The 6,308-nt window shown below is 69.4% G+C and carries 6 protein-coding genes; 2 read left to right on the forward strand and 4 right to left on the reverse strand.

What is annotated here, in order from left to right; all coding sequences use genetic code 11:
* Positions 1-226 precede the first annotated feature (226 nt).
* Entirely contained in the window at positions 227-1,117 is an 891-nt protein-coding gene (locus AC3XYG_RS40075) for a LysR family transcriptional regulator (RefSeq protein ID WP_489145500.1), read from the forward strand.
* A gap of 28 nt (positions 1,118-1,145) precedes the next feature.
* Here the strand turns inward: AC3XYG_RS40075 and AC3XYG_RS40080 are convergent, their stop codons facing one another.
* Genes AC3XYG_RS40080 through AC3XYG_RS40090 form a run of 3 tightly spaced genes read right to left on the reverse strand, consistent with a single transcriptional unit; the run spans position 1,146 to position 2,578 of the window.
* Positions 1,146-1,529 carry a VOC family protein gene (locus AC3XYG_RS40080; protein ID WP_489145501.1) on the reverse strand — a complete coding sequence of 128 codons (384 nt, stop codon included), beginning with the start codon at positions 1,527-1,529 and terminating at the stop codon, positions 1,146-1,148.
* Between the two features lie 49 nt (positions 1,530-1,578).
* Positions 1,579-1,827: an Atu4866 domain-containing protein gene (locus AC3XYG_RS40085; protein WP_489145502.1), complete on the reverse strand. Its 249-nt coding sequence runs from the start codon at positions 1,825-1,827 to the stop codon at positions 1,579-1,581.
* 10 nt (positions 1,828-1,837) lie between these two features.
* A complete protein-coding gene (locus AC3XYG_RS40090; RefSeq protein ID WP_489145503.1) occupies positions 1,838-2,578 on the reverse strand; it encodes an SDR family oxidoreductase in 741 nt (246 codons plus the stop codon).
* 112 nt (positions 2,579-2,690) lie between these two features.
* On the opposite strand from AC3XYG_RS40090, the gene AC3XYG_RS40095 reads away from it, so the two are divergent.
* Positions 2,691-3,596 (forward strand): LysR family transcriptional regulator, encoded by a 906-nt coding sequence (locus tag AC3XYG_RS40095; RefSeq protein WP_489145504.1) that lies wholly within the window; start codon positions 2,691-2,693, stop codon positions 3,594-3,596.
* 49 nt (positions 3,597-3,645) lie between these two features.
* On the opposite strand, the gene clpB is transcribed toward AC3XYG_RS40095, so the two are convergent.
* Positions 3,646-6,270, reverse strand: coding sequence for an ATP-dependent chaperone ClpB (clpB, locus tag AC3XYG_RS40100; RefSeq protein ID WP_489145505.1), 2,625 nt, complete (start codon positions 6,268-6,270; stop codon positions 3,646-3,648).
* Positions 6,271-6,308 lie beyond the last annotated feature (38 nt).

Consider the following 6,308-nt stretch of genomic DNA (forward strand, 5'->3'; position numbering starts at 1 on the left):
GAGCCGATATAGCCGATGATGGCAGCCGGGGCCGCGATCTTGGACAGGCCGCTGAGCAGGAACAGGATGGCGATCAGCAGCCGCCCGAAGGCCGGCGGCCAGGAGGTCGAGGGGGTCATGGAAGGGTCTTTCTGCCGCAAAACGTGACGAAGGTTGCGGACCTTATGGCGGCTTCAGATTTCGGAAAATCCGGATAATACTGAACGCCCTTTTCAGATTCTCAGAAATGACCGACCCCGGCACACCCACGATCGACCAGCTGCAGGTGCTTCTCGCCGTGGTCGAGGCGGGCAGCTTCGCCGCGGCGGCACGGCGGCTGAACCGCGCCACCTCGGCCGTCACCTATGCCATCGACAATCTCGAATCTCAGCTCGGCCTGCCGCTGTTCGACCGGGTGACGACGCGGAAGCCGACCCTGACCCCGGCCGGCCGCGCCGTGCTGGCCGAGGCCCGCGCCGTGGTGCTGGGCATCGACACGCTACGCACCCGGGTGCTGGGTCTGCTGGAGGGGCTGGAGCCGGAGGTGGCGATCGCCGTCGACGTCATGCTGCCGACGGAGCGGCTGGTCGACGCGCTGCAGGCCTTCCAGGTGGCGTTCCCCACCGTGCCACTGCGGCTGCATGTCGAGGCGCTGGGCGCCGTGACCCAGCTGGTGCTCGACCACACGGCCATGCTCGGCATCAGCGGCCCGCTGGCAGCCGTCGGCGGAACCGAGCGGATGCGGATCGGCGGCGTGCGGCTGGTGCCGGTCGCCGCTCCGTTCCATCCGCTGGCGGCCCATCGCGGGCACCTTGCCGGTGCGACGCGCAACCACGTCCAGCTGGTCCTGACCGATCGTTCGCCCCTGACCCAGGGGGCGGATTTCGGCGTCCTGGCCACCCGGACATGGCGGCTGGCCGATCTCGGGTCCAAGCAAGCGCTGCTGCTGGCCGGGGTCGGCTGGGGCAGCATGCCCGTCCCCGTGGTCCGCGACGACATCGCGGCCGGCCGGCTGGTGGAACTCGACCTGCCGGACTGGCGGGACAACCTGTACCCATTCTACGCCGTGCATCGGGCCGACACGCCGCCCGGGCCGGCCACACGCTGGCTGGTCGAACGGTTCCAGGGCCAGGCGTGACCTTGCCGCCTCAGGCCGGGCCCCGGCCTCAGACCGGGTTCGAGATCTCGATCAGGTTGGCATCGGGATCTCGGAGATAAACCGAGCGGATCGGCCCGGTCGCCCCGGTGCGGCCGACCGGCCCCTCCTCGATCGCGATGCCAAGTGCCTGGAGATGCGCCACCATTTCGGCCAGCGGCGTCGCGGCGATGAAACACAGATCGGCCGATCCCGGCGTGGGCCACAGTGCCTTCGGCTCGAATTCGCGGCCAGCCTGGTGCAGGTTGATCTTCTGCTCGCCGAAGCGCAGTGCCGTGCGGTCCTGGCCGAAGGTCTCCGCCGTCATGCCCAGCACCCGGACATAGAAATCGCAGGTGGCGTCGATGCTGGCCACGGTCAGCACCAGGTGGTCGAGATGGTCGATGCGGATCATGCCGTCCTTCTCCTCGGTCGATCCCAGGGATGATAGGCCGGCGCGCCGGTCAGACCAGCGCCCGTTCCCGGCGGAAGCGGTCGCCGTCGACTTCCAGCACCCCGTCGATGATGGTTCCGACGGCGGCGAAGCCGGAATCGTCGACGAAGTGTAGCGTGCCATCGCGCAGGGTGTAGGCCCCGGTATAGGCGCTGCGCTGGCTGCCACGTGCCTCGTCGTAGCGGCCGCCGGCCAGCAGTTCGAGCCGGATCTGGCCGTCGGCGGTCACCCACATGCCGATGATGTCGGCGTCTGTCATGACCATCCCCTCAATAGGCCTGGGCGGTGGGGCGGACCACCACCTCGTTGACATCGACTGTCGCCGGTTGGCCGACGGCATAGGCGATCGCCTGGGCGATGGCGTCGGCCGGGATCAGCTCGCGGCGGTAATCCTCGATCGCCGCCCGCCGCAGCTCCGGGTCGGAGATGCCGTTGGCCAGCTCCGATTCCGTGGCGCCGGGCGCCACCACCGTGACCCGGACGGACCCGCCGATTTCCTGCCGCAGCCCTTCGGAAAAGGCCCGCACCGCATATTTCGTCGCCGAATAGACCGCGGCGGTGGCGACCACGCGGCGGTCGGCGATCGAGGTGACGTTAACGATGTGGCCGGACCCTTGGGCCTGGAACACCGGCAGCGCCGCGGCGACGCCGTACAGCACGCCCTTGAGATTGACGTCGACCATCCGGTCCCATTCCTCGACCTTGAGGTCCGCGACCGGGGACAGCGGCATCACCCCGGCATTGTTGATGATCACGTCCAGCCGGCCGAACTGCGACACGGCGGCCTGGACGAAGGCTTCCATATCCGCGCGGCTGGTGACATCAAGGCGCTGCAGCGCCGCCTGGCCGCCGGCCCGGCGGATCTCGTCGGCCACCACCTCGAGCCGGTGCAGGCGGCGGGCGCCGAGCATGACCCGGGCGCCGGCCTTGGCGAAGTGGCGGGCGGTGGCCTCGCCGATGCCGCTGGAGGCGCCGGTGATGGCAATGACCTTGCCGTCGATGTTGGACATCTTGGATCTCCTGAACCGCGGCACCATCGCCGCGCCGGCAGACCCTATGGCTTGACCCACCACGACACGAGCGCATAGTTGGCATCATTTCGATGACTGGAAGTCGCGCTTCATGGATTTCGACGGCCGCCTGCTCGGCGGCATCTCCGCCCTGGCCGCGGTGGTCGAGGCCGGCAGCTTCGTGCGGGCGGCGGACAGCCTGGGCCTGACCCAGTCCGGCGTCAGCCGCGCCGTCGCCCGGCTGGAGGCGCGGCTGGGCGTGCGCCTGTTCGACCGCACGCCGCGGGCGATCACGCTGACCGAGGACGGGCGCCGCTTCTACGAAGGGGTGATGCCGCATCTGACCGGCATCGCCGAGCGCGCAGCCGAGGCATCGGGTGGCGCCACGGCCGTGCGTGGCCGGCTGCGGGTCAACACCGATGCCGCCTTCGGCCATGACGTGCTGGCGCCGCGCCTGGCCGGCTTCATGGCCCGGTATCCCGAGCTGGAGCTGGACCTGATGGTGCGCGATCGCATCGGCGACCTGGTGGCCGAAGGGCTGGATGTCGCGGTGCGCTTTGGCGAGCCCGAACCGTCCGGCCTGAACAGCCGCCTGCTGCTGGAGACCCGGGTGCTGACCTGCGCCACGCCGGAGTATGTCGAACGGCACGGCCGGCCGCGCCATCCGGACGATCTGGTCCGCGACGGCCATGAATGCGTGCTGGTGCGGGATGCCGCCACCGGCCGTCCCTATGGCTGGGAGTTCCGGCGCAAGGCGGAGGTGCTGGCCGTACCGGTCAAGGGCCGGCTGACGGTCAATGATTCCGGCAGCCTGATCGGCGCCATGCTGGGTGGCCAGGGCATCGGCCAGCCGTTGGAGTTCAGCGTGCGCCGGCTGCTGGAGGATGGCCGGCTGGTCCGGCTGCTGCCCGACTGGTCGGATGAACGCTTCCCGGTCTACGCCTATCACCGCTCGCGCGGCCTGCCCTCGGCCCGGGTGCGCGCCTTCCTCGACTTCGTGTTCGAGATCGCGGTGTGAGCGGCCAAAAAGAGAGGGGCGCCAAAGCGCCCCTCCCCGTTTCTGCCTCTCAGGCGGCCGCGGCCAGCGGCTGGGGCTGCAGCACCAGCCCCTCCTCGCCCGCCGAGACCTTGACCGTGCTGTCGTCGACGATGCCGCCTTCCAGGATCGCCGTCGCCAGCGGGTTCTGCAGCTCGCGCTGGATCACCCGCTTCAGCGGCCGCGCGCCGTAGATCGGGTCGTAGCCCTGGTCCGCCAGCCACGCCTTGGCCCGGTCGTCGACCTCCAGCGTGATCTTCCGGTCCTCCAGCAGCCGGCGCAGGCCGGCGAGCTGGATGGTGACGATGCCGGTCATGTTCTCGCGGCTGAGCCGGCGGAACACGATCATCTCGTCCAGCCGGTTCAGGAACTCCGGCCGGAAGTGCTGGCGCACCGCCATCAGCACCTTCTCGCGGCTGACGAAATCGATCTCGCCCGTGCTGTCGCCCTGTTCGCCCCCATCTCGTTCAATGGCCGCCACGGCCAGGAACTCTGAGCCGAGATTCGAGGTCAAGATGATCAGGGTGTTGCGGAAATCGACCGTCCGCCCCTGGCCGTCGGTCAGGCGGCCGTCATCCAGCACCTGCAGCAGCACGTTGAACACATCCGGGTGCGCCTTCTCGACCTCGTCGAACAGGATCACCTGGTACGGCCGGCGCCGCACCGCCTCGGTCAGCGCCCCACCCTCGTCATAGCCGACATAGCCCGGGGGCGCGCCGATCAGCCGGCTGACCGCGTGCTTCTCCATGTATTCCGACATGTCGATGCGGACCATGGCGGTGTCGTCGTCGAACAGGAACTCCGCCAGCGCCTTGGTCAGCTCGGTCTTGCCGACACCCGTGGGCCCGAGGAACAGGAAGCTGCCGATCGGCCGGTTCGGGTCCTGCAGCCCGGCGCGGGAGCGCCGCACGGCGTTGGCGACCGCGGTGATCGCCTCGTCCTGCCCGACCACGCGCGACCGCAGCTTCTGCTCCATCTGCAGCAGCTTTTCGCGCTCGCCCTCCAGCATCCGGTCGACCGGCACGCCGGTCCAGCGGCTGACCACCGCGGCGATGTCGTCGGGCTGCACCTCCTCGCGCACCATGTGCGAGGCCTGCGCCGCTTCGGCCTCCTTGAGCTTCTTCTCCAGCTCCGGGATCACGCCATAGGTCAGCTCGCCCGCCCGCGCCCAGTTGCCGCCGCGCTGCGCCTGCTCCAGCTCGCCGCGGGCCTGGTCCAACTGCTCCTTCACCTTGGTGGCGGCAGACAGCTTCTCCTTCTCCGCGGTCCAGGCAGCGGTCAGCGACGACGACTGCTCCTCCAGCTCGGCCAGCTCCTGCTCCAGCTTGGACAGGCGGTCCTTCGACGCCGCGTCGGTCTCCTTCTTCAGGGCCTCGCGCTCGATCTTCAGCTGCATGGTGCGCCGGTCCAGCGCCTCGATCTCCTCGGGCTTGCTGTCGACCTGCATGCGCAGCCGGGCCCCGGCCTCGTCGATCAGGTCGATCGCCTTGTCCGGCAGGAACCGGTCGGTGATGTAGCGGTTGGACAGCGTCGCCGCCGCCACGATCGCGCCATCGGTGATGCGCACGCCGTGATGCAGCTCGTACTTCTCCTTCAGGCCGCGCAGGATCGAGATCGTGTCCTCGACCGTCGGCTCGGAGACGAAGACCGGCTGGAAGCGACGGGCCAGCGCCGCGTCCTTCTCGACATGCTTGCGGTACTCGTCGAGCGTGGTGGCGCCGACGCAGTGCAGCTCGCCGCGCGCCAGGGCCGGCTTCAGCATGTTCGACGCGTCCATGGCGCCGTCCGCCTTGCCGGCCCCGACCAGCTGGTGCATCTCGTCGATGAACAGCACGATCTCGCCGGCGGCGGAGGTCACCTCCTGCAGCACGGATTTCAGCCGCTCCTCGAACTCGCCGCGGAACTTGGCGCCGGCCACCAGCGCGCCGAGATCGAGCGCCAGCAGGCGCTTGTTCTTCAGGCTTTCCGGCACGTCGCCATTGATAATGCGCAGCGCCAGCCCTTCGACGATCGCGGTCTTGCCGACGCCGGGTTCGCCGATCAGCACCGGGTTGTTCTTGGTCCGGCGCGACAGCACCTGGATGGTGCGGCGGATCTCCTCGTCCCGGCCGATCACCGGGTCGAGCTTGCCGGAGCGCGCGGCCTCGGTCAGGTCGCGGGCGTATTTCTTCAGCGCGTCGTACTGGCCCTCGGCCGTGGCGCTGTCGGCGGTGCGGCCCTTGCGCATGGCGTCGATGGCATGGTTCAGCGTCTGCGGCGTCACCCCGGCCTTGGCCAGGGCGGCGCCCGCACCGGTCTCCTTGGCGATGGCCAGCGCCAGCAGCAGCCGTTCGGCCGCGACGAACTGGTCGCCGGCCTTCTTCGCCTGCTCCTGCGCCTGATCCAGCGCCCGCGCCAGCTCACGGCTCATATAGACCTGGCCGCCGCCGCCCTCGACCTTGGGCTGCTTGGCCAACGCCTGGTCGACGGCCTGGGACGCCGCCTCCGGCTTACCGCCGGCGCTGCGGATGAGATTGGCCGCCAGCCCTTCCTCATCGTCGAGCAGCACCTTGAGCAGATGCTCGGGCAGCAGCTGCTGGTGGCCGCGTGTCAGGGCCGCGGTCTGCGCCGCCTGCAGGAAACCCTGGCTGCGCTCGGTGAATTTCTGAAGGTCCATAGATTCGGTTCCCCGTTTTTGCGGCGCGGTCGTCTTGC

This window comes from Inquilinus sp. (assembly GCF_057815775.1).

Bases quoted from the DNA above. Each gene is read 5' to 3' on its own strand.
- AC3XYG_RS40075 (WP_489145500.1), top strand. From the start codon at position 227: ATGACCGACCCCGGCACACCCACGATCGACCAGCTGCAGGTGCTTCTC.
- AC3XYG_RS40080 (WP_489145501.1), bottom strand. From the start codon at position 1,529: ATGATCCGCATCGACCATCTCGACCACCTGGTGCTGACCGTGGCCAGC.
- AC3XYG_RS40085 (WP_489145502.1), bottom strand. From the start codon at position 1,827: ATGACAGACGCCGACATCATCGGCATGTGGGTGACCGCCGACGGCCAG.
- AC3XYG_RS40090 (WP_489145503.1), bottom strand. From the start codon at position 2,578: ATGTCCAACATCGACGGCAAGGTCATTGCCATCACCGGCGCCTCCAGC.
- AC3XYG_RS40095 (WP_489145504.1), top strand. From the start codon at position 2,691: ATGGATTTCGACGGCCGCCTGCTCGGCGGCATCTCCGCCCTGGCCGCG.
- clpB (WP_489145505.1), bottom strand. From the start codon at position 6,270: ATGGACCTTCAGAAATTCACCGAGCGCAGCCAGGGTTTCCTGCAGGCG.